We start from the raw sequence: 22,644 nt of genomic DNA, 5'->3' as shown, positions 1-22,644 counted from the left end.
TTTAAAGCAAGTCAAAAAAAGACCTTCAAGCGTTTAAACTTGAAAGCCTTGCGTATTAGCGTTGTTCTTCTTCTAAAACTTCGTATTCATATGGTGATCCTTCATAGAAAAATTGTGTTGAAACTGTTGCATCTTCATCCATTGCGATCAATTCTTTCCGGAAGGGAAATCGGACTGCTTGCCCATTAGCCGTTTTATCACCAGGTAAAATGTAATAAAGCTGATCATCCGGTGTTGGCTTGTTCAATTGTTCCATTACCTCATCGATTACTTGTTGCTGATCAATCGTTGCTGCCTTAGCAACTTTCTGATAATCCTCTAAAAATACTGCTTGTCCTTCAAAATATGTGAGTTCCATTTTCTTCACCCTTTCAATTTAAACTGTAACATCTCTAGCTGCTTTGCTAAAGTTACACGCTTACTCTGCTAAATCTAATTGACCGGCTTCTGTTTGATAGACCGGCCAACTGCCTGCAAGCTCGACGCGAATCAGCTGGAGTTCTGGATATTTTTGGGTTGCTGCAATTACTGAATCAATCAATTTTGCTTGATTCGTCAAATGCTCCTGTGGTGCTAATAGCCGATCCTGATCCAACGCATCAGAATACTCCCGATTTACATCCACAATCTCATGGAAAGCCGCTTTGAATGAACGTTCGACCTTGCGCGCGAATTTCGCCTCATTCTCCGTTGTATAAGCCACTTGAGCTTTTTCTGCTAAAAAAGTCGCATAAATCAACGGAACAGTCGATACAGGCTTGACCGGCGAAACATAATAGAATTCTTTTTCTAAAAGATCTAACGAGACTGTCAGCTTCATATTCTTCCTTCTTTCTGCCGCACATATCTTTTACGAATCGATGTGCTTTCTTCCATTTTTGATTATAGCATTCGCATAAGAATTTCTTATTTTATTTATCTCGTGAGATATTTTTGAACCCAGATTTAGCAAAAAAATAGGCTGTAAGCTAAAATTTCATAGCTTGCAACCTACTTTTTACACCATTTGAAAAATTTTTTTAAATCATTACCGTCATCGCAGCGGCAGCTAAGATCAGTACCAATCCAATGATCGTAACGGTCAATTCTTTTTTGGTTTTCTTTTGACCTAAGAACCAGATCCCCGTCAACGTTGCTAAAACAACGGACGTTTGAGACAAGATGAACCCTGTTGCTAACCCATTCATATTCGGTTGTGCAGAGATCAAATAGGTCAATGCCGCAAAGGCGAAAAAGAAACCGGAAAAAATGTGCTTATAGGATACTGCTTCTGTAAGTGCTGATTTTTCTTTGTCCTTCACACTTAACATCACTGAATAAACAAGCGCAACTAGAAGCATTCCGATCGCTTGTGGTAGAAATGCATGCATCCCATCAATATTCGTTGCTTGCGGAGCAGCGGAATAAGCCCAGTAGCCGATCTCACCGACGGCTAATAAGAGAACTGCTTTCTTTAAGACGTTGGCTTTTTCCTGTGTTTTTTCTTCTGTCCAAACCGTCATCCATGCACCTAAGATAATCAGGATCAAAGCAAAACCGCCTAATAATTTGGCGTTCATTCCTGGCCAATCACCTAATGCAAAAACACCCCATAATGATGCTCCTAAGAGTTGAAAGGCCGTTGTGATCGGCATCGCCCGTGAAGAGCCGATCAGTGTAAAGGACTGAAAGGTAATGATTTGAGCAATCGCCCAACCAACACCTGAAAGGATCGAAAAGACTAGATCCATTCCAGTTGGAAAGCTTATTCCGTTAACGAATGCAAAAACGAAGGCAAAAATCAACGTTCCTAAAGTTGAGCCCAATATTTGATTCACTGGACGGCCGCCGATTTTTGATGCGATGGTTGGGTAAAGCCCCCAACCAAGCAACGGTCCTAGTCCGATTAAGATTGCTGTTGTATTCATGATTATTCCTCCTTGTGACAATTTTTAAAATACGACGCCGCTCTCCAATAAAATATTCGCATAAGGAGTCATTTCACCAGTCCGAATAAACGCATGGCTATCATGCAGCGCTGCCTTCATCTCACTATGAGGAATAAATGTCACAGGGGTTTCAGGTAAACGTTCTTGAATTTTTTTCAACATGTCAGGATTTTCCGTTTTGATTTCCTCGGCTAAATAAATACGTTGAACTTCCAATTCTTCCAGTACATTGTTCAAGACATCCATAAAGCTTGGAATGCCGTTATCGACTGCTAAATCGATTTTTTCAGTTGTCATGGGAACCGGCATACCGGCATCGCCAATACTTAATTGATCAAAGTGACCCATTTGTGCGATCACACGTGAAATATCTGAGTTAATAACTTTACTTTTTTTCATGCTAAAGATCCTTTCATTACTTTAATTCATTTTTGTAGGGAATCGATGGTTGTGCACCGAAGCGTTGAACGGTTAGCGAAGAAGCTTGATTGCCGTATTCGATCGCTTGCTCCAAGTTGCTGAAATCCTTCTTTAAAACACTGCTCATCGCACCAATGAAGGTATCGCCGGCCGCTGTTGTATCCACTGCATTGACTTTGAATGCGGGTACGATGCCGTTGCGATCTTGCACATCATAAAAGGCGCCTTTGCTGCCGATAGTAATGATCACCGCTTCAATCCCTAGCTGATGCAAATGATCGGCTGCGGCTTTTAAGCTGGCTTCATCCGTCACTTTGATTCCCGTTAAAATTTCAGTTTCCGTTTCATTTGGAATAATCATGTCGGTAACCTTCAATAATTCCTCAGGAACATTTTCTAAAGCTGGAGCCGGATTTAGAATCGTTTTTACCCCAGCCTCCCGAGCAATCGTAAAGGCTTCGATCGTGCTTTCTAAAGTGCTTTCAAATTGTGCAACAACAAAATCACTGGCTTTGATTAGATCCGCATGCGCTTGAACTTGTTTTGGTGTGAAAGCATTATTGGCACCCGAATGGATCATGATGCTGTTTTCACCCTGATCATCCACGATGATGTACGCTTGCCCGGTTGCTTGCTTTTCCAAGGTTTGTACGCCAGCTAATTCGATGCCCTCTTCTGATAAAAGCTCCCGCATCATTTCGCCAGCTTCATCGTTGCCGATTGCTCCGATAAAATTCGTAACTGCTTCAGAACGTTTTGCTGCAACGGCTTGATTGGCGCCCTTGCCTCCGCCAGCAGAAAAAATTTCCTTCGTATGCATCGTTTCACCAGGCTTTGGCATTTGTTTTACACGAATTGTACGGTCAAGATTGATACTCCCAATAACTGTAATCGTATTCATTTTATTCACTCCACTTCTTATTTGTTAGACTCATTCATTTGTTTTGAAATTAAAACGTTTTATTAAAACGTTTTAATTCGACACCAAAAATATAGCACAGCTTGAAAGCTATTTCAAGTGTGCTGCTGAAAAACGTTCAATTAGTTGAACCGGCAAGGTCTTTTCTTCCCAATGCTTCTCAGGCTTTTCGATTCTTTCCAGTAACAATTCTGCCGTTGTTTGACCTAACTCATAGATTGGCTGCGCGATCGTCGTCAGCTGCGGCGTCACATATTCGCACATATCGATATTATCGTATCCGATGACACTGTAATCTTCTGGAATTTTCTTCCCCAGATCAGCCAGACCTAAATAAAGACCAAAAGCCAATTCATCATTGATCGCAAAAATTGCAGTTGCTTCTGTCTTAATGATTTCTTTGGCCGCTTGGCGTCCGCCATTTTTAGACAACTCGCCATGGATCAGGATAGTATCCGGATAAATTTCGCGAAAGCCTGTCAACCGCGTCTGGATGTTTTCTGTTGCACCTTCCGGCAAGACAACCGCTACTCTTCGATGACCTAACTGACTTAGATGTTCACCTGCGAGTTTTCCGCCGTAAAAATCATCGGTTAAGACCGCATCACTAAAGCCCTCCGCTTTCTTTTGATCCAAAACGATATAAGGCAGATTCTTTTTCCGCAGGGAATCATTGATGGCTTGATTGGAAATCGCGGAGCTGGCGATGATATAACCATCGACTCCACGACGGCTCAGCTCTTCCAGATAATCCGTTTCTTTTTTTGTATCCAAATCCGCATTACACAACATGGTCACAAAATTCTCACGGTATAAAACACCTTCGATGCCCCGCACCAAGGTGCTAAAAAAGGGATTAGTGATATCAGGAACCAAGACACCGATTGTTTTACTTTTTTTCATGATCATACGGCGAGCAAAATAATCAGGTTCATAATTCAGTGCTGTTTTAGCTGCCTGTACTTTTTCGACCGTTTTAGGACTGAATTTTTGATCGTTGCCATTTAAAATCTGGGAAACCGTTGCGATTGAGACACCAGATTGCTTCGCAACGTCTTTAATCGTGACTTTCTTGTTTTTCATTTGATTACTCCTCGCTCATAATAAGGTGATATTCTTTTCAAAAATCACTTTTTTTTCGCTCCGTATATCATTCTGCTAAACTGCTCAAGCTTAATAATTCAGGTATATCGCTCGTACTTTTTTAGCTGGGAAAAGCAGAACTGACATCCTGCTCTAAACTCTGCTACATTTTCTCATGAATGTTCCCCACTGTAAATACGGCAGTTTGTGAACTTGCTATGAGTCGAAAATTTTCTTATACTTCTTATGATGCATTGGTAGGAGGAAAAAAATGAACAAATTAACGAAAATCATTTTAGGCATCGTCCTAATCTTAGTGATTGTACTGATCGCAGCTGGAAATTATTTTTATTCCTATGCGGTAGTTCCAGCAAAAAAAGATTTCTTAGCTGAGGGTTCAGATAAAAAGTCGGCGGAATTGATTGCCGCTGAGGACTGGTTTAACAATAAAAATAATCGCACAGACTGGCAACTGACTTCAACGGATGGGTTGAAACTGTCTGCTTATTATCTACCGGCTGAAAAAGAGCAGCACAAAACAGTTATCATTGCCCATGGCTATATGGGGCAAGCTTCCGATATGCCGCAGTATGCTAAAATCTATCATGACCTCGGATACAATGTATTGATGCCGGATGCTCGCGGTCACGGCAGAAGCGAAGGCGATTATATCGGTTTTGGCTGGCCGGAACGAAAGGACTATCTACAATGGATCAATCGTATCGTCAAGCAAGATCCTCATTCAGAAGTTGTCCTTCATGGCGTCAGTATGGGAGCTGCCACTGTTATGATGACTAGCGGTGAAAAATTACCAGACAATGTCAAAGCTATCGTGGAAGATTGTGGCTACAGCTCCGTCAATGGAGAATTAAGCTATCAATTGAAACAGATGTTTAATTTGCCGCCATTCCCACTGATCCCAGTTACAAGTATGGTAACAAAGATCCGTGCTGGCTACTTCTTCGGCGAGGCAGATACTATCAAGCAGTTGAACAAGAATACGCGCCCAATGCTCTTCATTCACGGAGACAAGGACGATTTTGTTCCTTATTCGATGTTGGACGAAGTTTATCAAGCGACGAAAGGACCAAAAGAAAAATATGTTGTTCATGGAGCGAAGCATGCAGAGGCATTAAGCAGCGATCCAGCCATGTATCAGCAAAAGGTCACCGCGTTTCTGAAAAAATATGTCCCATAAAAAAACGAGACGTTCAAGTCTCGTTTTTTGCTCGCTCTAATAAGTATTCCGCTAAGCTATCCGTTACTGTAATATGGGTAAAAATCTTTGTTTTCGTCCCCACATACAGCACTTCCTTTTTACTTTCCTCATAGCAGGCAACGGCCACATTCGAAATTTTACGAACATCGTCAACACTGAGACCGATGACATTTTCATTGATCTCACAGGCAACTTCCTGTCCATTTTGATCAATAAATTTCGAATTGACATCTCCGATTACCGCTAGTTTTTCCAGCTCATCAATATCCTGCTGATCAACATAACCGATTTCCGTCATCGTATTGTTTTTAGAAAACGGACTAGCGATCCCGACAATTGCAAAATCAACATTTTTCCCGGCTTCCAAGACATCACGGATGCCTTCATTTTCGATCAAACTCTTTTTGATAAATGCATTATCGACTAACGCTGGTGCATACAAATACTTACATTTTGCCCGCAGTTTTTTCGACAAATCATAGGCCAGTTGATTAGAATGAACATCCACCAGCTCTGAGCCCAATCCGCCGATCAACGGAATAATTGTCGCATCCGCATGGTTCTCGTAAGGATACTCATCCACGATCCCCCGCAGCATTTTCCCCCAGGAAAGTCCAATCGTTTGCGCTTTTGCAATTTCTTTTTTAAAAGCAGTGATCGCTGTTTGGACTAATAAACGTTCGATCTCATCCTTCCGCAGGCTGCTGGTATCCAAAACTGCGGCATTTTTCAGCCCAAAAGTTTCTTCTAAAGCCAGTTCTAGTTCGATGGAATAGGCACTTTCACTTTTAATAAAAATATCGACGATACCTTCATTTTTCGCATCATTCAAATACTTTGAAACTAACGAACGCGAGATTCCTAAATGTTTCGCGATCTCTGACTGCTTCAAATTCTTCTTGTAATACATTGTGGCCACTTTAACGATGTCACGATTATGTTTTTGTTTTATAGCCATTTCCGATCACATCCTCTGAACAACTTTTGCTCTTATCCACTATACGGTTGATCTTACCCCCCTGCAAGTCCAAAAATCCTAACAGAAATACTTTGAATCAAACTTGACTCGCACATTAAAAACTTTCGGGCGTTTCATAGGAACCATTTTCCCAAGTCCGGCCCTTTTATGAAACACTCAAAAGGTCGAGGCTGACCTGTTTTGGCACACCCTCGACCTTATGTTTAAATAATCTCGATTACGCCACCGACTTCAAAACTTGGAAAAACGCCTGGACTAACAATGATTGCTCCTGGCAGAATTTCTCCGATCGCATTACGAAAATAAATTGAAATATGTCCTAATTCTTCAAAATTTGTATTCGCTTGTGACCCTACTTCTTCGATCGTAAACTCTTGATCGCCAAATTTGATTTTTCCACCGACTTTTAATGCATCCTTGGGTGTGCCCTCAAATTCATGAATGACACAAATATCTCTTAATTCTGCGGTTGCAGAAGGACCAAACAAAATAACTAAGCGTTCTTCCTCAAATGCTGGCACCATACTGCCAATTTCAATAATTTTGGTTTTTACCATTAATCCATTCGCTCCATTCAAACAATTTTTAATACATTCCGAAACTAGCCAACCATGCCAAGATCACGGCAGTAAAACCAGTCAACATCCGACCATATAAAATCGCGGGAACCCCGATTGCTACCGTTTCCGGTTTTGCTTCTCCTAATGATAACCCTACCGGTATAAAGTCACAACCTACGTGTGCATTGATCGCGAACAATGCCGGTAAAGCGTATTGGACAGGAATTGAGCCATTAGCGATTTGCGTACCAATCAATACCCCGATAACCTGTGAGATTACCGCTCCTGGACCTAAGATTGGTGACAAGATCGGAATACTACAGATTAAAGCCAACGCAATCATTCCTGGTAAGGACCCTGCAAGTGGTGAAAGAACTTTCGCCAACCAATCGCCGACACCGGTGTAGTTAATAATTCCGACGATCATACTAATAAAGGCCATGAATGGGATAATATTTTTCAGTAACATATCTAGCGCATCCCGACCAGATTGATAGAAAGTACTCATAACTCCGCCAATCCCACGAGAGAAACGAACTAAGAAACTGTCTTTTTTCGCTTGTTCTTCTTTATGCTCTTCTTTAATTTTTGAATATCTTTCTCTGAACTCTTCTTCAGACTCACGTCCTTCAGTAACGATTTTTTCAGTAGTTGCTGCCGATTCTGCATCCTGCGCATGGGCATGATTTACCGCAGCCATTTGACGATCTTCAAGATTTGCCTCTTCTAAAATAGACACATCTTCTGGGCGAACTCCTGAAACAAAAATATCTTCAGTTATATGTTTAGACAGTGGCCCTGATGGTGATGATGGCAATACATCGACTGTTGGAATCCGCTTCATCGGATACACACCGATTCGAGCCGTCCCGCCGCAGTCAATCACGGCACATAAGGTTTCATCTTCTGGTATTTGATTTTTAAACCCATCACATGCCACACAACCAGTTAAATCAGCGATTTGTTGCGCAACCGGATGAATCCCGCCGCCTGTAACAGAAACAACTTTATTTTTTTGCTCCGATGGAACTAATGTCAGACCAACACCCCAGCCTTTATTTCCAGGTTTTACAAATACTGTTTTGTACATTACGATTCCTCCTTTACGCAGTCGCTTTCTTCGCTTCTCTAGCCATCATGAATTTCGTTAGTCTTTCTGTTACGATCCCGCGAATCAGAATAACCACGATCCCTACTAGGAAGTAACGCACAGCTAAACTCGATTGACTGAATCCGGCCTTCGTTACACCATTGGCGATTCCTAAGTAAACAAAAAGCTCTCCGGCATTCGCATACGGAAACAACCCGGTAACTGGATGGACAAAAGAAACAGCTGCATCGTAGAACGCTGGTTTTTCTTCTTCTTTAACAAACTTCCCAAAGGTATAGGCCATCGGATTCGTTAACATCAAAACAGCCAAAATCGGCATTAAAGAATAACGCAGAATCATGTATTTCGAACAATAGCGGATCGCTCTATCTACACGTTCTTCACCAATAAATGCAATAACAGAATAAGTAAATGTTAAAAGTACAATCAAAAGTGGGACGATTCCAGTCATGTAACCCATGAACTGTTCACCGCCGGCTTCAAACATACCAATAAAGTTTTTCCCTGCCCATTCGATATATTTCATTATAAAATCCTCCTCTTTTTAGGTAACCGCTTCCAATTTCCGTGTATAAATTTGCGATAATGCTTTCTCTGTTTGTGAAGCTCCCTTTTCTTTTGCGACGTTACAGTAATTAACTAATTGTGTTCCCCTATAGGAATGCTCTTCTTTAAAACGGGCAAAGATTGTCAATCCTTTACAGACATAACATTGAATAACTTTTCCGTCAGCATCCACGACTACCGCAACGATCGCTCGTAAAAGTTTTCCCTTCACTACCTCGGTATAAAACTCATACTCCGTGCCTGCTTGTTCTGTCGTGATCTTCTTAATAAACCGCTGATAATATTTCACCTGAACAATGCTTAACAGGCTTTGACTAAGCATCAAAACGATCAAAACAATTACTAAGCCACTCATAAGCTACATCCTCTCCAAAAGCAGACAAGGGTATCCTCATCTGCTTTAAATTTGCCTTAATCACCAAACGTTGAATCTTGAAGTTTCCGTAAACGATAAACCGTCGTTGATTCATCAATCTCAATATCATCATAGGTTAGGAACGTTCCATCTTTAATGTCGCGCTTCGCAACAGAAGAGCCGCCAACTAAACCGATTGGTACATTGTTGTTTTTCACCAGATCCGCGTGAGTTTCTAACACACCGCGTACGCAATAACCGCCGATGCCATCGATTTTTTCACCCGCTTTGATATCTTTCTTCGCTACCGCAACAGTTTCTGAAATCGGAGCGCCTAACGGGACAATGGCATGGTCGTGATTCAAGACCGCTTTTGCAATCGTGATCGGTGTTTCTAAACTAGCTAAATGGTATGGACGGTAGAGAATGTGATGGTCACGATCGCCCTTCTTCATCAAATAGCTTAATTCATGACGCGCACCGTCATTTTGACCTTTAACGATTACGAACACGCCTGGCGCCAAGCCGTCAACATATTCAACAACACCATATTTATCTAAGATACCGCCGTTTTCCTTCAAATCTAAATCCTTAACGACAGAATCGACATCTCCGCTGATCCCATGCATTCCGACTTTGTCAGGAATAAAGCCGATCGCATTAGATAATAGGTTCATTTCAGCCATCGTCTTCGTACCATCTTGGAAAGCCGCCAACATGTGGCTAGACATTTGTTTAGAATCCGCCTCTGCTTGAGCAGTATCTGGATTTGCACCGACCTTCAACTTGTTGTTCTTCCCTTTACCAGCAACTAAAACTTCCATTCCCATGCTTTTCGCGAATTCAAACAATTCTGTCGTTGCAGCTGGCTCATCCCCATCAGAACCTGTGTATACTAGGTCTGCTGCGTCGTACATTTTCTTCATCAATGGTCCGATCGTGATATCCACTTCCACATTTAGCAGAACAATGTGTTTTTTCGCTAATAAGGTTTCCAGCGAAATTTGGGCACCAACTTCTGGGACGCCTGTCGCATCAACAATAACTTCTACCTTGTCTGAATGAATGATTTCTTTAAAATCTGAGCTGACTAAGATATCCACTTTTTTCTCTGCACTTGCATTATAAGCATCCGCTGCACGTTGCGCGGCCTCCTTATTGATATCACTGATCCCGGTCACTGCCATTCCTGGAATCGTTGAAATCTGAGCAATCATCCCAAAACCCATTTGACCTGCACCAATTACCCCAACTTTGATCGGTGCGCCATTTCTTTCTCTTTCCAAAAGCTTCCCATAAAGTGTCATTGTTACCCCTCCATACTTTTTTGACATATGACAAAGCTTTTGACATATGCCTTAAATCACTTTTAGTATAACACCAGCGCAATCTATGTCAACGCTTTCTTTTCACAAACTATCATTTTCCATCAATTGGAACATATGTTACAAAAGTAAAAACAACCGTAAAAAACGTGATATATCAGTATCATAAAATTTCCTCCTATTATGTTGAAATAATTTTAAAAATAAGTCGGTAATTATTACACATTCTTAAAATAACTAATGTAAGAATGGAATGAATTTTTCTAGTTTAGAAATATAATAAAAAAAGGTATATTCATGAAGGTTTATTCACAATCTATTTAAGAAATAAAGGAGTAAGTAGACTAGTAGCTCAGCTATTTAAAAAGATTAGACCAATTAAAGTTTTTCACAGACTGTTTTAATTGTGAATAATCAAACAATAATTTTTGCATTTAATCTTCCTCTAATTTATTGATGTGAAAAACAAAAACCGCTACTCTGACTCGTGTCAAAGTAGCGGTTTGCTTATTGTTGTCCATAGGTTTCGAACTTCTCTAGGACTTCTTTCATTTGTTCTTGATTTAGTAGTTTCGGTGTTCCAATACAGCGAGCACGATAATCGAGCTTCGCAAGGAACTCAATATCTTTTGCGACACCAAACGCGCTGGATAAATCAGAACCAATGGTCAAAACACCATGATTACCTAACAAAATACCGTTATCTTCATGAATAAAGTTGAAGGCTTCTTCGGCTAATTCACGCGTGCCGAAGGTTTTATATTCGCAGCAACGAATTTTCTCACCAACAGAACCAATAATATAATGCAACGGTTCAATTTCCTGCTGCAGGCAAGCAAACGTCGTTGCGTATTCTGAATGGGTATGGACGACTGCGCGCACGTCTGAACGATTCGCGTAAAAAATACTATGAAGATCATACTCGCTTGATGGTTTACGATCGCCTTCCAATACATTACCGTGAAGATCCATTAATACAATGTCTTCCGGTTCTGTTTCAAAATAAGGAATACCGCTTGGACTGATCAGCATTGCGTTTTCTTCAGGTAAATAAATGCTGATATTCCCACCCGTTCCAGTAGTCAATTTTTCAGTGATAAGCTTTTTTCCGTATTCAACGATTTGTTCGCGTTCTTTTAAATGCTTCATTTTCTGCTCCTAATTCATATTTCGGACTGACATCCAATCAATAGAAATTATTTCCCGGCTGTTCTTTGCAATAGCGTTTCAGATCATAGGGAGAAAAAATTCCGCGATCTGTCACGACTGCGCCGATTAATTCCGGCGGGGTGATATCAAAGGATGGATAAATAGCTTTGACGCCATCTAAAGTATGCTTGATCCCATTCAACTCCATCACCTGTTCAGGATTTCGCATCTCGATTTTGATGCTATCGTGACTTTCTTTATCCGTATCTGGAATACCCGTAACAAAGTAAGGAATACCAAACCGTTGTGCCAAGATCGCAATTTGATACGTTCCGACTTTATTAGCAATATATCCATCTTGAGCGATCGTATCTGCCGCCGAAGTAAATAGATCAATTTTTTCATGTTCCATTAAATAGGCGATCATATTATCAGAAACAACGGTGGTGTCAAAGCCCATTTCAGCACAGCAACTGGCTGTCAGTCGCGCACCTTGTAAATATGGACGCGTCTCTGCGCAATAGAAGCGCAGTGTTTTGCCCTGTTCAATCGCTTCTCGCAGCAGCATGCCAATAATCGTTTCGCCGAAGCACTGAGTCAAAACAGTCCCGTTATCCGGAATTTTTTCAATCAAGTATTTTGCCACCTGATCCATCGTGTAATATCGGCGATTCAAAGAATCAATCGTATTTTGCTTGATCGCTTCGGTCGGATCTTCCCCTTTTTCCAACGCCTGCTCTGCCACCTTCACACATTTTTCTGTGATCAGCGTCATCCGGTTCGCAGTTGTTGGACGCGCATTGGCGATCGTATGGGAAGCTTTTTTTAGATAAGCGACTTGATCCTCTGGCTCCATCGTCTTACTTTCCTCAGCTGCTAATGCCATGCCCATGCCTGCCGCAGTGTATGGGCCAGCACTTTGCGTAACCATATCCGTGATTGCCTGCGCCACTGCTTGATGCGTCTCGCACGTCACAAATTCTACTCGCGTCGGATAGATTCGCCGATCCAAAATACGCACTTTCCCATTCTCGTACCATGCAACATTTTCATATTGCAGCAATGTTGGCATCGTATAATCTTGTCTTTCCAATTTATTCACCCTCTAGTTCAGTAATTCCGTCAATCAACTGATTGCCGCAGGTAATGTGTTTACGATTGATAATTAATTGGATGCCCAGTTTTAGTAACATTCGTTCAGCAGCGATTTTTTTCTCCGCTGAAACTAAGGACAATTCTTTGACCTTCGAATCCCCTACCACACGGCGAATAATTTCCGTTCCAGCATAACCTGCCGCATCTGCCATGATTCCTTGCAGCATCGTATCTTTAAAAGTATGATTGCGATATAACGAAAAAGTCACCGCTTCATCATAATATTCAGCCAATTTTACTTGAACTTTATCATACACTTCTCTAATCATCTGTTTACTCCACTGATGAAATTCTCGATCACTCGTCGGATCAAGCAAATTTTTGATCATTGGAAAATAAAGATGCGCCAAGACATTGCCGATATCATATCCTGCTGGTCCATAAAAGGCAAACTCGGGGTCGATCACTTTCAAACCTGTTTGATTGATAAAAATCGATCCTGTATGCAGGTCGCCATGTAATAATGCTTGTGCATTATTCATAAAATTATTGCGCAGCAATGCGACTTCTACCTGCAACGGTTCATTTTCATATAGATTTTCTGCCACGAAGCGTTCGTTGCCCGCTGTCACGATATTCCGTTTCTTGTAATCATTATAAGGTTCAGTAAACACCAAATCTTCGCTAATATCGCACATCTCAGGATTGATAAACGCTTTGACTCGCTGCTTTTTCACATCACGGGCTAAGACTAAATCACTCGTCAACAGTAGCGTACGGGCCAAATATTCCGCAATTTCTTCGCTAAAAGCAGGAAAAATATGCTTCTCGATCAATTCATAGCGCATATTTTGATACGCCGAGACATCCTCCATCGTCAAAGCATACATTTTCTGATCATAATAATACACCTGCGGCACAAATTGCGGTGCCAATTCATTTTGTAGTCGCAAAATCTCTGCTTCGATCCGATTCCGTTCAATATCCAGTGGTCGACCAGAAGAACGTAGCAGGACATCCGCCTGCTTGATAACCAAACTTTCATTGGTTGTCTGATTCACCACTCGAAAAACATAGTTGATATTGCCGTCGCCAATCTCCGTTACCTCGATTGGCGCCTCTGCGGGAAAAGCGCCCAACCTTTCCACGACATAGCGTTTGACCGTTTCGCTATCCATTAAAAAATGCTCTTGATACACTGCCGATTCCTTCGGTGTAAGCTTCATATTATCGCCTCGTTCATTCATTTTCCCAGCTAACTCCATATTGCTATATTCTTTTTTCTTCCTGCTAAAGCAGGAAGAAAAACTGACAGCTAGCTCATTGTTGATGCATTCATTTTTCGGAAAACGTGAAAAATGATTTTACTTTCGTACGCATATCATTTTTCTAACCTGCTAAAGCAGGAAGAAAAACTGACAAAAACACCCATCTAAAAGTGTACATTTAAACTAGTTAAATGCAACTCTTAGATGGGTATTTCTTAATTAATCGCAATCTTTGTGCCAACAGTGATCGTTGGCATGGCTTTGGCCTCCACATACAGCGTCCCCGGAAGCTCCGCTGTTTCTGATCCATCGAAACGCAGGGTGATATGCCCTAAATCATCTAGATTCTTCTTCACCACGTCCCCGACTGCCGTAATCTTGTATGCTTGATCATCGAAGGAAAACGTCATTCCTGCCGTTATCTCAGCAGTCGATGGTGTCAATTGGATGTTATAACAATAGTCCGCTAAAGTTTCCGGCGCATCATCCCCGAAAAAAATCAGCATTTTTTCCTGCTGGAACATCTCTGCTTCCGGCCCAATATTGGTTACTTGCGTCTCAAAAATCATCTTTCATCTCTCCAAACATTTTTAACTGTATAATCCAAAACTAGCTAACCACGCAACAACCACTCGCGGAACGCCATTTAAGAAGCGTGAATACAAGACTGACGGTACCCCTACTTCAACGGTTTCCGCTTCAGCTTCCTCCAGACCTAAACCGACGGGAATAAAATCGCAGGCATTTTGTGTATTGATCGCAAATAGTGCGGGCAAAGCAAGCTGCGGCGGAATATTCCCTTTGCCGATTTCCACACCGATCAAGGTCCCCAGGATTTGACTGATTACTGCTCCAGGTCCTAACAAGGGTGACAGAAACGGCAAGGAACAGATAAAACCGATGATGATCAAGCCGATAACATTTCCAGCCAAAGGTTTCATCAAATTGGCAAAAACAGTTCCCACACCAGACCCCTGAATGATCCCAATTAATAGTGATACAAAGGCCATGAAGGGAATAACCGTATTAATCATCGTCTGTACGCCTTCACGAGCCGACTGGTTAAAGGTCGCCACGACTTTACCAGCTCCCATACCAATTCTAGCAATAAAACTTTTTTGCTCGGCCTTTTGCTCCGTAATTTTCTTATCCGTAGAGTACTTAAACTCACGCTCCGGCTTTTCTTCAGTGATAAACGCCGGTTTATTCGCCGCCTCAGCATCATCTGCCAACATGATTTGATTGTCACCAACAGCCGACACGTAAATTTCCTCATGGATGTACTGGGCTAATGGCCCGCTTTTCCCAGTCGGTACAATGTTCACTGTAGGGATATTCTTTTTGGGATAAATCCCACAGCGCAATGTTCCACCGCAATCAATGATCGCTAAAGCGATTTCATTGTCCGGTATCGAGGTCTTGAAGCCATTAACTGATTCCATTCCGGATAATTCTTCGATCTTATCAACAATACTCGGTTTATCTCCGCCACCAGTCACATAAACAAATTTATGCTTTTCATCGGTGGGGGTGATCACTAGAGGTCCGCCGTAACCGCCTGAACCTTTTACAATTTTGATACTATTATAAGCCATTTTTCATTTCCTCCTCAACGTTATTCTGTCACTGCGACATCATCGACGGTTTTACTTAATTGAATCCCCTGCTGTTTACAAACAAGCGCGGTAGTAAAATCGGTCGTCCAGCCGCCAATAAAGTTCATGACTAATCCAACGAACATGTAGCGGATCGCTAGCTCCATCGAGTTCAGTCCTAATTGCGTAATTCCTTGTGCAATCCCCATCCATACAAACAATTCGCCTGGATTAATATGTGGGAAGACACCGTTGCTGGTATGACAGAATTGCGCATTTGAGGCATAGTAGCTTGGCTTATAAAACTCTGGTAAAAAGCGCGCCATGGTAAAGGACATCGGATTTCCTAGCATAAAAGCAGAGACAAAAGGCAAAACTAGATAGCGAGTCACCGGATTTCTAGAAGATACTTTGGCAACTTTCGTCACTCGTTCTTCTCCTAAAAAGGCGATCAAGGTGTTCATTGCCACCATCAGCATCAAAACGACTGGGACAATTCCCGTCATCCAGCTAATAAAGGTTTCAGCACCGGTTTGGAAGAGACTCATAAAGCCTTCCGCAAATTTTGTAATATAATCCATTCGTAAACGCTCCTTTTTCATATTGTTGGATTGATTCGTTTTTTGAAGCTTTGTACTGTCTTATTTTTCTTGAGTAAAATTACGAAAAGAAGTCCGATCTTCCTTTGTTGTAAATTTATTTTTAATCGAATGTTTCATTAACGATAGTTGATTCCCGATATTGAAGATCGGTGACACTGGGGCTTCCTCTCGATGATTGCCTTTTTCAACTTCTAAATAGATTTTCTGCGCGTTCGCCGCCGCTTGACGAGTCAATTTATTTTCCTTTAGCAGAATGGAGGCCTCCGTTAATTGATGAATATCAATACCTGTAAATTGCGGCCGCGGTTTAAAGCGCGCCAAGATCGAAGTCCCTTGCATCATTTCCGCTTCTTGAATCATTCCTGTCTCATCAACCCCCAATAGCAGAATCGTTCCCGAAGCGATTCTTCCTGGACGGCGGCCGATGGCGACTTTTCCTTTTCGTTTCATGCGAATATACACAGAGTTGAAATTTTTGATCTGCCTCATCCCCAAGAAAATTTGAAGAATATAAGCAATAATTGCAATAGCCCCTAATACAAAGATATTCATAAAACACCTGCTCCTTTCTGATGCGAAAGTATTCTTCACACCCCAAACTCACTAGTAACCATTCACCAGTAACTGCCGATATTCTTCTTTACTATTTATTTGTTTGACTTTCTCGCGCAACAGCTTGTTGGAAGAAATGACAAAAATCGTGTCGTAAAAACTCAGCAGCTCATCTTCCATTTCTAATGTCAAGTTTTCTGGAATTGCCACTAAAAAAATCAGTTCGATGTCTTCGAGTGACCGCCCTTCTGGGTAATTCCCAATAGTCACCAGAATTTCCTTGCTTCGTCGATTGATCCCATGCGGGAAAGCGATTCCATTATCAATTACGGCAGATTCTTCCTGCGCTTTCGTCATAATGTAGTTTTTAAAGGTATCATCGATCAATTGCTTCTGTTGTAGTCTCTCCAACATTCCTGCCAGATTCTCCTCATAAGCCGACTGTTGATTCAAGCCTTCGAAAAAAAAGCGGATATGCTCGAAGGTTGCAGCTTTTGAAGCCACGATCCGCTTCCATTCACTTAACAGCCAATTCTCGTTGAATAAATCCGTTAGCTTGATTACGGTTGTCGTTGTTTTTGTTTGCTTCAAGGGAACGGTTGTGAACACCGCAAAATAGCGATCCAAATCCTTTGTTTCATACTCTTCCTCTGAATAATGAGCAATCCGAATATTCGGTCCTAAAACCGTCGTCAGCTGGCGCTTGATCATTAAGGCGGTCCCTTTTCCAGTATTGCAGACCACCGCAATCTCCTTCATCTTCGGCTGAGTATCTGATTTTAACGCTAACTCAAAATAGATAGCTAAATAAGAACGTTCAGCTTGCTGAGTTGGTTTTTGTAAAAAATCAGCTAAAGCTGCAATACCTATTTCGGCTAATTCATGGGCAAAGGCATGCTTTTGCTTGAATTCTTCGCGAAAAATATCGTAGGTCTCGACTTGAAAAATAATTCGATTAATCAAAAACATGAAGTGCGCCCGAAGGCTTCGGAATAATTCTTCCTGATCTAGATTGATAATCACAGCTGCATTGATTTGATCCATCATATATCCAAACAAGGTCTTAACCGCTTGATTGTCCGCCTGCTCCTCAGAAACCAAATTATTATTGAAAATATTTAATGGGAAACAGAGAAAATCAAAATCAAATTTACTAAGCGTCAAGCTGTAATCCGTCGCCAAACTAACAAATAATTCTTCCAGTAATTGATCGTCTGAAAAATAATTAACATAATAGGGAACGGCTTGCGTTAATGGCTTTCCTGCTTGAATACGTTGAATCGTTAAGATAATCGTCTTTTGCAATAATCCCAATGTACGGAAATCCAATCTCTTATTCAGTGCGATTTCATCAATTCGCTGCAGCAAATCCGTACTTAACGTGGGTTGCTCCAAGTAATCATAGGCATGATGTAGGTACAGTAATCGCAGCTGGGACTCAGCCCCAGAAATACGTAAGCCCTTATTAGGTGTACCAATCAATGCAATTTGATACCTGGCCATCAGCTGCTTTAGATTTCGCAAATCCTTATTGACAGTTGAACGACTGACCCCTAAAACCTCTGACAAATCATCAATGACCACATAATCGTCTTGCTTCATAAAGCAATCAATCAAAACAGCCATTCGTTTCGTGCTAGAGTTGAAGTCCGTTTGTTGTTTTAAACTGCCATTCATAATCTCCGAGAACTGTTGAGCATCCATCACTTTTAAGGTGTAAATATTTTCCTTCTCTTCAATCAAGGCGATTCGTTCCATTTGGTCATTCAATAGTTGAATCGCTTTTTTGGTGGTTTGTGCACTTGTATCAGTTATTTTTTTCAGTTCATTCAAACTCAGACGATCATGAGTAATAAAATGCTGCAATAATTGATACCAGCGATTGATTAATGCCATCTTATCACCCCACCTTCTTTTATCCTCGGGTCTTTCCTCCAGCAACGTTGGTTGTAACGCCAGTAATATAGCTAGACCGATCAGATAAATAATAGCACACTAAATCAGCAACTTCACTGAGCTTCCCACTCCGTCCTAAAGGGATCGTCGTGGTTTTATCATAATTTTTACGAAGCTCTTCAACTGTGATCCCTCGAGTGTAGGCTAACGCTGTGTCATAAGCCTCCGTGCGCAATCCTGTCTCTTCCATGATTCCTGGTGCGATTCCTACCACCCGAATTCCTTGCTTGCCCAACTCCTTGGACCATGATCGAGTAAAGCTGTTGACAGCGGCTTTTGTCGCAGCATATGGGCTCTGTCCTTCTGAGCCTTCCAAGCCGCATTCTGATGACATGTTGATGATTACTCCCTCATGTCTTTCCAGCATCGTTCGAGCGACTGCTTGCGTCATTAAAAACAACCCTTTTTGATTAATCGCCAGCATTTTATCAAAGACGTCATCCGACAATTCAAACTGACCATGGGGATTTTCCTGATCCACTAATAAGCGTGGGACATTGATTCCGGCGTTATTGACTAAACCATCTATTTGCCCAAGTTCTTCAATAACCTTCTCAACATTTTCCTCGACCTGCTGCCGATCTGAAATATCTGTCTGAAAATAATGAAGATTCTCATGAACGACCTTTCCGGGCTGAAGATCAAAGTTTGCGATGATTACTCCCTGCTCCAGCAACTCATCAATAATGCTTGCACCAATCCCCGAAGATCCTCCCGTTACAACCACTTTCTTACCTGCGACGTCTAACCAATCTGACATGCTGTATTCCCTCCTCTTAATTACACGCCAAGTATAGAACGCTTTGCGCAATTGATTAATACGCTCTTTTTTTTAGCAAAAGAAAAAAAGCTGCACTAATTTGTGAAAAGTGAAAAAGAAGCCTGACCGTCTTAGTTTGGATATAAATAAATTCTTTTAAGTTTCATGTGAAACATTTTTATCCTTTTGATAATTCCTATTTCTTTAATCTATCTAGACGATCAACTAACAAAAAGTGTCTTACCTAATGAGTTCTACAAAAAGTAAAATAAAAATTTCAACTTGCTAAAAAGCCGAACAACTCTGTTTCTACCAATGAAGATAGATCAGAGTTGTTCGACTTACTTTTTTATTCACTTAAAATTTTGAGGATTAATTTCTATTAAAAATAAATTTAAAACTCGCCTGGATTCGACTCGATCATCACCTTAATCTCATTACCTTCCATCACCTTATCAAAGGCTTCGCGCCATTCTGTCAACGGATATTTTTTTGTGATCATCTCGTCGATATTGATTGCGCCTTTCGCTAGTAAATGGATCGCGATCGGCCAATCGTATGGATTTTGTGAGCGGCTGCCGATGTATTCGATCTCGCGTTGGATGATTGATTCTGTGTCTAAATCCACCATTTTATTGGCGAACAAGCCGACTTGGATAAATTGTCCTTGTTTGCGGATCAATGGCAGACTGGCATTAACAGCAGGAACTGCTCCTGAGGCATCATACACCTTATCCACGCCATAGCCATCCGTGATTTCGTTGACGACTTTCGCTAGATCTTCCTTCATCGTATCAACGATAACATCCGCACCAAGTTTCTTTGCTAATGCTAAACGATGAGCATCTTTTGTGATCCCCGTCATAATAACAAACGCGCCGATTTCCTTGGCAATCTGCAAAAGATACAGTCCGATTGGTCCAGGGCCCATGATAATGATCGTATCTTTTAATTCCAAGTGACTCTTTTGATACATCGCGTGGACACAACAAGCTAGCGGTTCGCTCATCGCCGCACCTTCGTAACTTAGCTGATCCGGCAATAAATGAATACTTTCTTCTCTTGCCAATACATAATTCGCCATGGAACCATTTTGCTGCGTGCCAATTCCTTTTCGATGGGGACACAAATTATACTGCTTTTCCTTGCAATAATCGCATTCGCCGCAGACATAAAAGGTCGTCTCACTGGTTACCCGATCGCCCACTTTGACTTTTGTTACATTGGCTCCGACTTCAACCACCTGCCCAGAAAACTCATGCCCTAGGACGACGGGGGTAGTGGGATTCTTGTATTCACCTTTAAACGTATGGATATCTGATCCACAAATACCTGTATAAGCGACTTTAATCAAGACCTTGTCATCTGTTGCTTCTGGTACAGGTAAATCGATAAATGCCATTTGGTCATAACCGGGTGCTTGTTTGGAAACACCCTTCATTGTTTTACTCATTTATATAAGCCTCCTACATCACTGTTGCTACTAATTCTGAGAATTTCAAGAAGATCCATTTTAAGAAGTTTCCGCCAGTATCCAGATTAGTGATCTCTGCTGCACCTTCAGGGAATTTCACGATTCCTTGCGCCATTTCGGTAATGACTGGTGCAAAGTTCGTTGCCATCAATAACGCTGCCGCCATTACAACTGTCAGTGAAATCACTGAGTGTAAAATGTTCCCTTTACGACTAGGAACTACTAAGGCTGCGAAGAATGGGATTGTCGCTAAGTCACCAAACGGCAGTACACGATTTCCTGGTAAAATGACCGCTAAGAACAAGGTGATCGGTACCATCAAAAGACCAGTAGACAAAGCAGCCGGTGAGCCTGTCGCTAACGCTGCGTCCATTCCTAGATAAATTTCGCGGTCACCATAACGGCTTTGCAATAATTTTTGCGCGCCCTCTTGAATCGGGATCAGGCCTTCCATCAGGATTTTTACCATCCGCGGCATCAAGAACATCACACCACCCATGTTCATTCCAATTTGCAGAATACCGATGAAATCATAGCCTCCTAATAGACCAAGGAACATCCCGATGATGATCCCCATGATCATTGGTTCGCCAAAAATACCAAAACGTTTTTGGATCGTTTCAGGTTTAACATCTAATTTATTGATACCAGGAATCTTATCGACTAACCAGCCAACCGGCAGTGCCAAAACCGCATAGCCTTGCGCTGACCCCGTTGTGATGCTGATTCCCTCTAAACCATAATATTCTTGAACTTTCGGCGCAGTCTTATCAGCGATAATTTGAATAATGATCGTAAATAAAATTCCGCACAGGATGCCAAAGAAAAAACTTTTTGTTACAATATAACCAGTTGCTGCCACAGAACTAACATGCCAGTAGTTCCAGATGTCAATGTTCAGCGTTTTTGTTCGATTTAATGCCAGCATAATTAAATTCACGATCAAAATCACTGGAATCATCACAGCCGCGATTGGTTGCGCCCAAGTCCCGGCTGAGACTGCTGGCCAGCCTGCATCAATGATCGTCAGGTTCAAACCGAACCGTTCAACCATCGCTTGTGCTGCTGGACCAACGTTTGTAGTCAATACTGTAATCACCAAGTTGATCCCGATCATTCCGATCCCCACAGTTATTCCTGAAATAATTGCTTTTTTTACCGGAACTCTAAAAATAATTCCAACAATGAAAATAATGATCGGCAGCATGACACTCGGGCCCGCACCTAAAATACTCTGTACTACATCCATTAAGCCATCCATTCACTTATTCCTCCTAATTTGTTTTGATCTTATTTCTCAACACATATATCATTCCGCGAAACCTCTAAAGCCGAATAATCAGTGAATCACGGAACGGATATACATGAATGATCTGTTATTGGATTTCTTTCGCTGCCTCGATAATTTGATTTTCAACTTTTTCCGTTCCGATCCCTGTTAAAAAGGCCATAGCTGAAATCGCGGGAATTTTGTATTGAGTTGGAAGCATCGTCGTTGAGATCAGCATGTCCGCTTCATCCTGTTTTCCAGCCGCTTCCGCAATCTTGATTTGGGTGATTTCCACTGGCAGATTATTTCTGGCAAATAAATCCTCGACTTTTTTCATAACGACCGTTGATGTTGCGATTCCTGCTCCACATGCTACTAATACGCGAATTGTTTTCATAATGATTTTCTCCTTTTAATGTTTTTTGACTACTTGCCCTGTCCTATCTGCAAAAGGTAG

25 protein-coding genes are annotated in these 22,644 nt (G+C 41.5%); 1 reads left to right on the top strand and 24 read right to left on the bottom strand.

Annotated features, from left to right (window positions below):
- Positions 1-55 precede the first annotated feature (55 nt).
- From IGI44_RS00270 to rbsR, 6 genes are all read right to left on the bottom strand, one after another.
- Positions 56-358: a DUF5960 family protein gene (locus tag IGI44_RS00270; protein ID WP_438785771.1), complete on the bottom strand. Its 303-nt coding sequence runs from the start codon at positions 356-358 to the stop codon at positions 56-58.
- Positions 359-418: 60 nt separating this feature from the next.
- Entirely contained in the window at positions 419-820 is a 402-nt protein-coding gene (locus IGI44_RS00265; protein WP_438785770.1) for a hypothetical protein, read from the bottom strand.
- Between the two features lie 199 nt (positions 821-1,019).
- Positions 1,020-1,907 carry a ribose/proton symporter RbsU gene (gene rbsU / locus IGI44_RS00260; protein ID WP_438785769.1) on the bottom strand — a complete coding sequence of 296 codons (888 nt, stop codon included), beginning with the start codon at positions 1,905-1,907 and terminating at the stop codon, positions 1,020-1,022.
- A gap of 24 nt (positions 1,908-1,931) precedes the next feature.
- Positions 1,932-2,327 (bottom strand): D-ribose pyranase, encoded by a 396-nt coding sequence (rbsD, locus tag IGI44_RS00255; protein ID WP_216409358.1) that lies wholly within the window; start codon positions 2,325-2,327, stop codon positions 1,932-1,934.
- Between the two features lie 16 nt (positions 2,328-2,343).
- Positions 2,344-3,249, bottom strand: coding sequence for a ribokinase (gene rbsK / locus IGI44_RS00250; RefSeq protein ID WP_438785768.1), 906 nt, complete (start codon positions 3,247-3,249; stop codon positions 2,344-2,346).
- Between the two features lie 108 nt (positions 3,250-3,357).
- The gene (gene rbsR, locus IGI44_RS00245) at positions 3,358-4,350 is read right to left on the bottom strand and encodes a ribose utilization transcriptional repressor RbsR (protein ID WP_438785767.1); all 993 of its coding nucleotides are present in this window, start codon (positions 4,348-4,350) and stop codon (positions 3,358-3,360) included.
- A 271-nt stretch (positions 4,351-4,621) separates the two neighbouring features.
- Here rbsR and IGI44_RS00240 point away from each other — a divergent pair, with 271 nt between their 5' ends.
- Positions 4,622-5,548, top strand: coding sequence for an alpha/beta hydrolase (locus IGI44_RS00240; protein ID WP_438785766.1), 927 nt, complete (start codon positions 4,622-4,624; stop codon positions 5,546-5,548).
- A gap of 13 nt (positions 5,549-5,561) precedes the next feature.
- Here the strand turns inward: IGI44_RS00240 and IGI44_RS00235 are convergent, their stop codons facing one another.
- The 18 genes from IGI44_RS00235 to IGI44_RS00150 form a co-directional block, all read right to left on the bottom strand.
- Positions 5,562-6,527 carry a sugar-binding transcriptional regulator gene (locus IGI44_RS00235; RefSeq protein WP_438785765.1) on the bottom strand — a complete coding sequence of 322 codons (966 nt, stop codon included), beginning with the start codon at positions 6,525-6,527 and terminating at the stop codon, positions 5,562-5,564.
- Positions 6,528-6,751: 224 nt separating this feature from the next.
- Positions 6,752-7,105: a PTS glucitol/sorbitol transporter subunit IIA gene (locus tag IGI44_RS00230; RefSeq protein ID WP_438785764.1), complete on the bottom strand. Its 354-nt coding sequence runs from the start codon at positions 7,103-7,105 to the stop codon at positions 6,752-6,754.
- Between the two features lie 28 nt (positions 7,106-7,133).
- Entirely contained in the window at positions 7,134-8,198 is a 1,065-nt protein-coding gene (gene srlE / locus IGI44_RS00225) for a PTS glucitol/sorbitol transporter subunit IIB (RefSeq protein ID WP_438785763.1), read from the bottom strand.
- Between the two features lie 13 nt (positions 8,199-8,211).
- Positions 8,212-8,745 carry a PTS glucitol/sorbitol transporter subunit IIC gene (srlA, locus tag IGI44_RS00220; protein WP_016179328.1) on the bottom strand — a complete coding sequence of 178 codons (534 nt, stop codon included), beginning with the start codon at positions 8,743-8,745 and terminating at the stop codon, positions 8,212-8,214.
- Between the two features lie 18 nt (positions 8,746-8,763).
- Positions 8,764-9,141, bottom strand: coding sequence for a transcriptional regulator GutM (locus IGI44_RS00215; protein ID WP_438785762.1), 378 nt, complete (start codon positions 9,139-9,141; stop codon positions 8,764-8,766).
- A 56-nt stretch (positions 9,142-9,197) separates the two neighbouring features.
- On the bottom strand, positions 9,198-10,448 hold the full coding sequence (locus IGI44_RS00210) for an NAD(P)H-dependent oxidoreductase (protein WP_438785761.1): 1,251 nt from the start codon (positions 10,446-10,448) through the stop codon (positions 9,198-9,200).
- Positions 10,449-10,973: 525 nt separating this feature from the next.
- On the bottom strand, positions 10,974-11,615 hold the full coding sequence (locus IGI44_RS00205) for an L-fuculose-phosphate aldolase (RefSeq protein ID WP_438785760.1): 642 nt from the start codon (positions 11,613-11,615) through the stop codon (positions 10,974-10,976).
- Between the two features lie 37 nt (positions 11,616-11,652).
- Positions 11,653-12,708 (bottom strand): S-methyl-5-thioribose-1-phosphate isomerase, encoded by a 1,056-nt coding sequence (locus IGI44_RS00200; RefSeq protein WP_438785759.1) that lies wholly within the window; start codon positions 12,706-12,708, stop codon positions 11,653-11,655.
- A gap of 1 nt (position 12,709) precedes the next feature.
- Positions 12,710-13,936 (bottom strand): S-methyl-5-thioribose kinase, encoded by a 1,227-nt coding sequence (mtnK, locus tag IGI44_RS00195; RefSeq protein ID WP_438788879.1) that lies wholly within the window; start codon positions 13,934-13,936, stop codon positions 12,710-12,712.
- A gap of 257 nt (positions 13,937-14,193) precedes the next feature.
- Positions 14,194-14,547: a PTS glucitol/sorbitol transporter subunit IIA gene (locus tag IGI44_RS00190; protein WP_438785758.1), complete on the bottom strand. Its 354-nt coding sequence runs from the start codon at positions 14,545-14,547 to the stop codon at positions 14,194-14,196.
- A 21-nt stretch (positions 14,548-14,568) separates the two neighbouring features.
- Positions 14,569-15,573 (bottom strand): PTS glucitol/sorbitol transporter subunit IIB, encoded by a 1,005-nt coding sequence (gene srlE, locus IGI44_RS00185; protein WP_438785757.1) that lies wholly within the window; start codon positions 15,571-15,573, stop codon positions 14,569-14,571.
- A 20-nt stretch (positions 15,574-15,593) separates the two neighbouring features.
- Entirely contained in the window at positions 15,594-16,154 is a 561-nt protein-coding gene (gene srlA, locus IGI44_RS00180) for a PTS glucitol/sorbitol transporter subunit IIC (RefSeq protein WP_438785756.1), read from the bottom strand.
- A 60-nt stretch (positions 16,155-16,214) separates the two neighbouring features.
- Positions 16,215-16,727: a transcriptional regulator GutM gene (locus tag IGI44_RS00175; RefSeq protein ID WP_438785755.1), complete on the bottom strand. Its 513-nt coding sequence runs from the start codon at positions 16,725-16,727 to the stop codon at positions 16,215-16,217.
- Between the two features lie 51 nt (positions 16,728-16,778).
- Complete coding sequence (locus IGI44_RS00170; protein ID WP_438785754.1) at positions 16,779-18,623, bottom strand: BglG family transcription antiterminator; 1,845 nt, start codon at positions 18,621-18,623, stop codon at positions 16,779-16,781.
- Positions 18,624-18,642: 19 nt separating this feature from the next.
- The gene (locus tag IGI44_RS00165) at positions 18,643-19,443 is read right to left on the bottom strand and encodes an SDR family oxidoreductase (protein WP_438785753.1); all 801 of its coding nucleotides are present in this window, start codon (positions 19,441-19,443) and stop codon (positions 18,643-18,645) included.
- 394 nt (positions 19,444-19,837) lie between these two features.
- Entirely contained in the window at positions 19,838-20,896 is a 1,059-nt protein-coding gene (locus IGI44_RS00160) for a zinc-binding dehydrogenase (protein ID WP_438785752.1), read from the bottom strand.
- Between the two features lie 13 nt (positions 20,897-20,909).
- Positions 20,910-22,178, bottom strand: a complete 1,269-nt coding sequence (locus IGI44_RS00155) for a PTS galactitol transporter subunit IIC (protein ID WP_438785751.1) — start codon at positions 22,176-22,178, stop codon at positions 20,910-20,912.
- Positions 22,179-22,293: 115 nt separating this feature from the next.
- Complete coding sequence (locus tag IGI44_RS00150) at positions 22,294-22,584, bottom strand: PTS sugar transporter subunit IIB (protein WP_438785750.1); 291 nt, start codon at positions 22,582-22,584, stop codon at positions 22,294-22,296.
- Positions 22,585-22,644: the final 60 nt, after the last annotated feature.

It is taken from the genome of Enterococcus sp. DIV0756 (assembly GCF_051710745.1).
Lineage (GTDB): Bacteria > Bacillota > Bacilli > Lactobacillales > Enterococcaceae > Enterococcus_A.
This window is presented reverse-complemented; position numbering and strand designations above follow the sequence as displayed.

Excerpts from the sequence above, each read along its gene's own strand:
- IGI44_RS00270 (WP_438785771.1), bottom strand. The coding sequence starts at position 358 with ATGGAACTCACATATTTTGAAGGACAAGCAGTATTTTTAGAGGATTAT.
- IGI44_RS00265 (WP_438785770.1), bottom strand. The coding sequence starts at position 820 with ATGAAGCTGACAGTCTCGTTAGATCTTTTAGAAAAAGAATTCTATTAT.
- rbsU (WP_438785769.1), bottom strand. The coding sequence starts at position 1,907 with ATGAATACAACAGCAATCTTAATCGGACTAGGACCGTTGCTTGGTTGG.
- rbsD (WP_216409358.1), bottom strand. The coding sequence starts at position 2,327 with ATGAAAAAAAGTAAAGTTATTAACTCAGATATTTCACGTGTGATCGCA.
- rbsK (WP_438785768.1), bottom strand. The coding sequence starts at position 3,249 with ATGAATACGATTACAGTTATTGGGAGTATCAATCTTGACCGTACAATT.
- rbsR (WP_438785767.1), bottom strand. The coding sequence starts at position 4,350 with ATGAAAAACAAGAAAGTCACGATTAAAGACGTTGCGAAGCAATCTGGT.
- IGI44_RS00240 (WP_438785766.1), top strand. The coding sequence starts at position 4,622 with ATGAACAAATTAACGAAAATCATTTTAGGCATCGTCCTAATCTTAGTG.
- IGI44_RS00235 (WP_438785765.1), bottom strand. The coding sequence starts at position 6,527 with ATGGCTATAAAACAAAAACATAATCGTGACATCGTTAAAGTGGCCACA.
- IGI44_RS00230 (WP_438785764.1), bottom strand. The coding sequence starts at position 7,105 with ATGGTAAAAACCAAAATTATTGAAATTGGCAGTATGGTGCCAGCATTT.
- srlE (WP_438785763.1), bottom strand. The coding sequence starts at position 8,198 with ATGTACAAAACAGTATTTGTAAAACCTGGAAATAAAGGCTGGGGTGTT.
- srlA (WP_016179328.1), bottom strand. The coding sequence starts at position 8,745 with ATGAAATATATCGAATGGGCAGGGAAAAACTTTATTGGTATGTTTGAA.
- IGI44_RS00215 (WP_438785762.1), bottom strand. The coding sequence starts at position 9,141 with ATGAGTGGCTTAGTAATTGTTTTGATCGTTTTGATGCTTAGTCAAAGC.
- IGI44_RS00210 (WP_438785761.1), bottom strand. The coding sequence starts at position 10,448 with ATGACACTTTATGGGAAGCTTTTGGAAAGAGAAAGAAATGGCGCACCG.
- IGI44_RS00205 (WP_438785760.1), bottom strand. The coding sequence starts at position 11,615 with ATGAAGCATTTAAAAGAACGCGAACAAATCGTTGAATACGGAAAAAAG.
- mtnK (WP_438788879.1), bottom strand. The coding sequence starts at position 13,936 with ATGAAGCTTACACCGAAGGAATCGGCAGTGTATCAAGAGCATTTTTTA.
- IGI44_RS00190 (WP_438785758.1), bottom strand. The coding sequence starts at position 14,547 with ATGATTTTTGAGACGCAAGTAACCAATATTGGGCCGGAAGCAGAGATG.
- srlE (WP_438785757.1), bottom strand. The coding sequence starts at position 15,573 with ATGGCTTATAATAGTATCAAAATTGTAAAAGGTTCAGGCGGTTACGGC.
- srlA (WP_438785756.1), bottom strand. The coding sequence starts at position 16,154 with ATGGATTATATTACAAAATTTGCGGAAGGCTTTATGAGTCTCTTCCAA.
- IGI44_RS00175 (WP_438785755.1), bottom strand. The coding sequence starts at position 16,727 with ATGAATATCTTTGTATTAGGGGCTATTGCAATTATTGCTTATATTCTT.
- IGI44_RS00170 (WP_438785754.1), bottom strand. The coding sequence starts at position 18,623 with ATGGCATTAATCAATCGCTGGTATCAATTATTGCAGCATTTTATTACT.
- IGI44_RS00165 (WP_438785753.1), bottom strand. The coding sequence starts at position 19,443 with ATGTCAGATTGGTTAGACGTCGCAGGTAAGAAAGTGGTTGTAACGGGA.
- IGI44_RS00160 (WP_438785752.1), bottom strand. The coding sequence starts at position 20,896 with ATGAGTAAAACAATGAAGGGTGTTTCCAAACAAGCACCCGGTTATGAC.
- IGI44_RS00155 (WP_438785751.1), bottom strand. The coding sequence starts at position 22,178 with ATGGATGGCTTAATGGATGTAGTACAGAGTATTTTAGGTGCGGGCCCG.
- IGI44_RS00150 (WP_438785750.1), bottom strand. The coding sequence starts at position 22,584 with ATGAAAACAATTCGCGTATTAGTAGCATGTGGAGCAGGAATCGCAACA.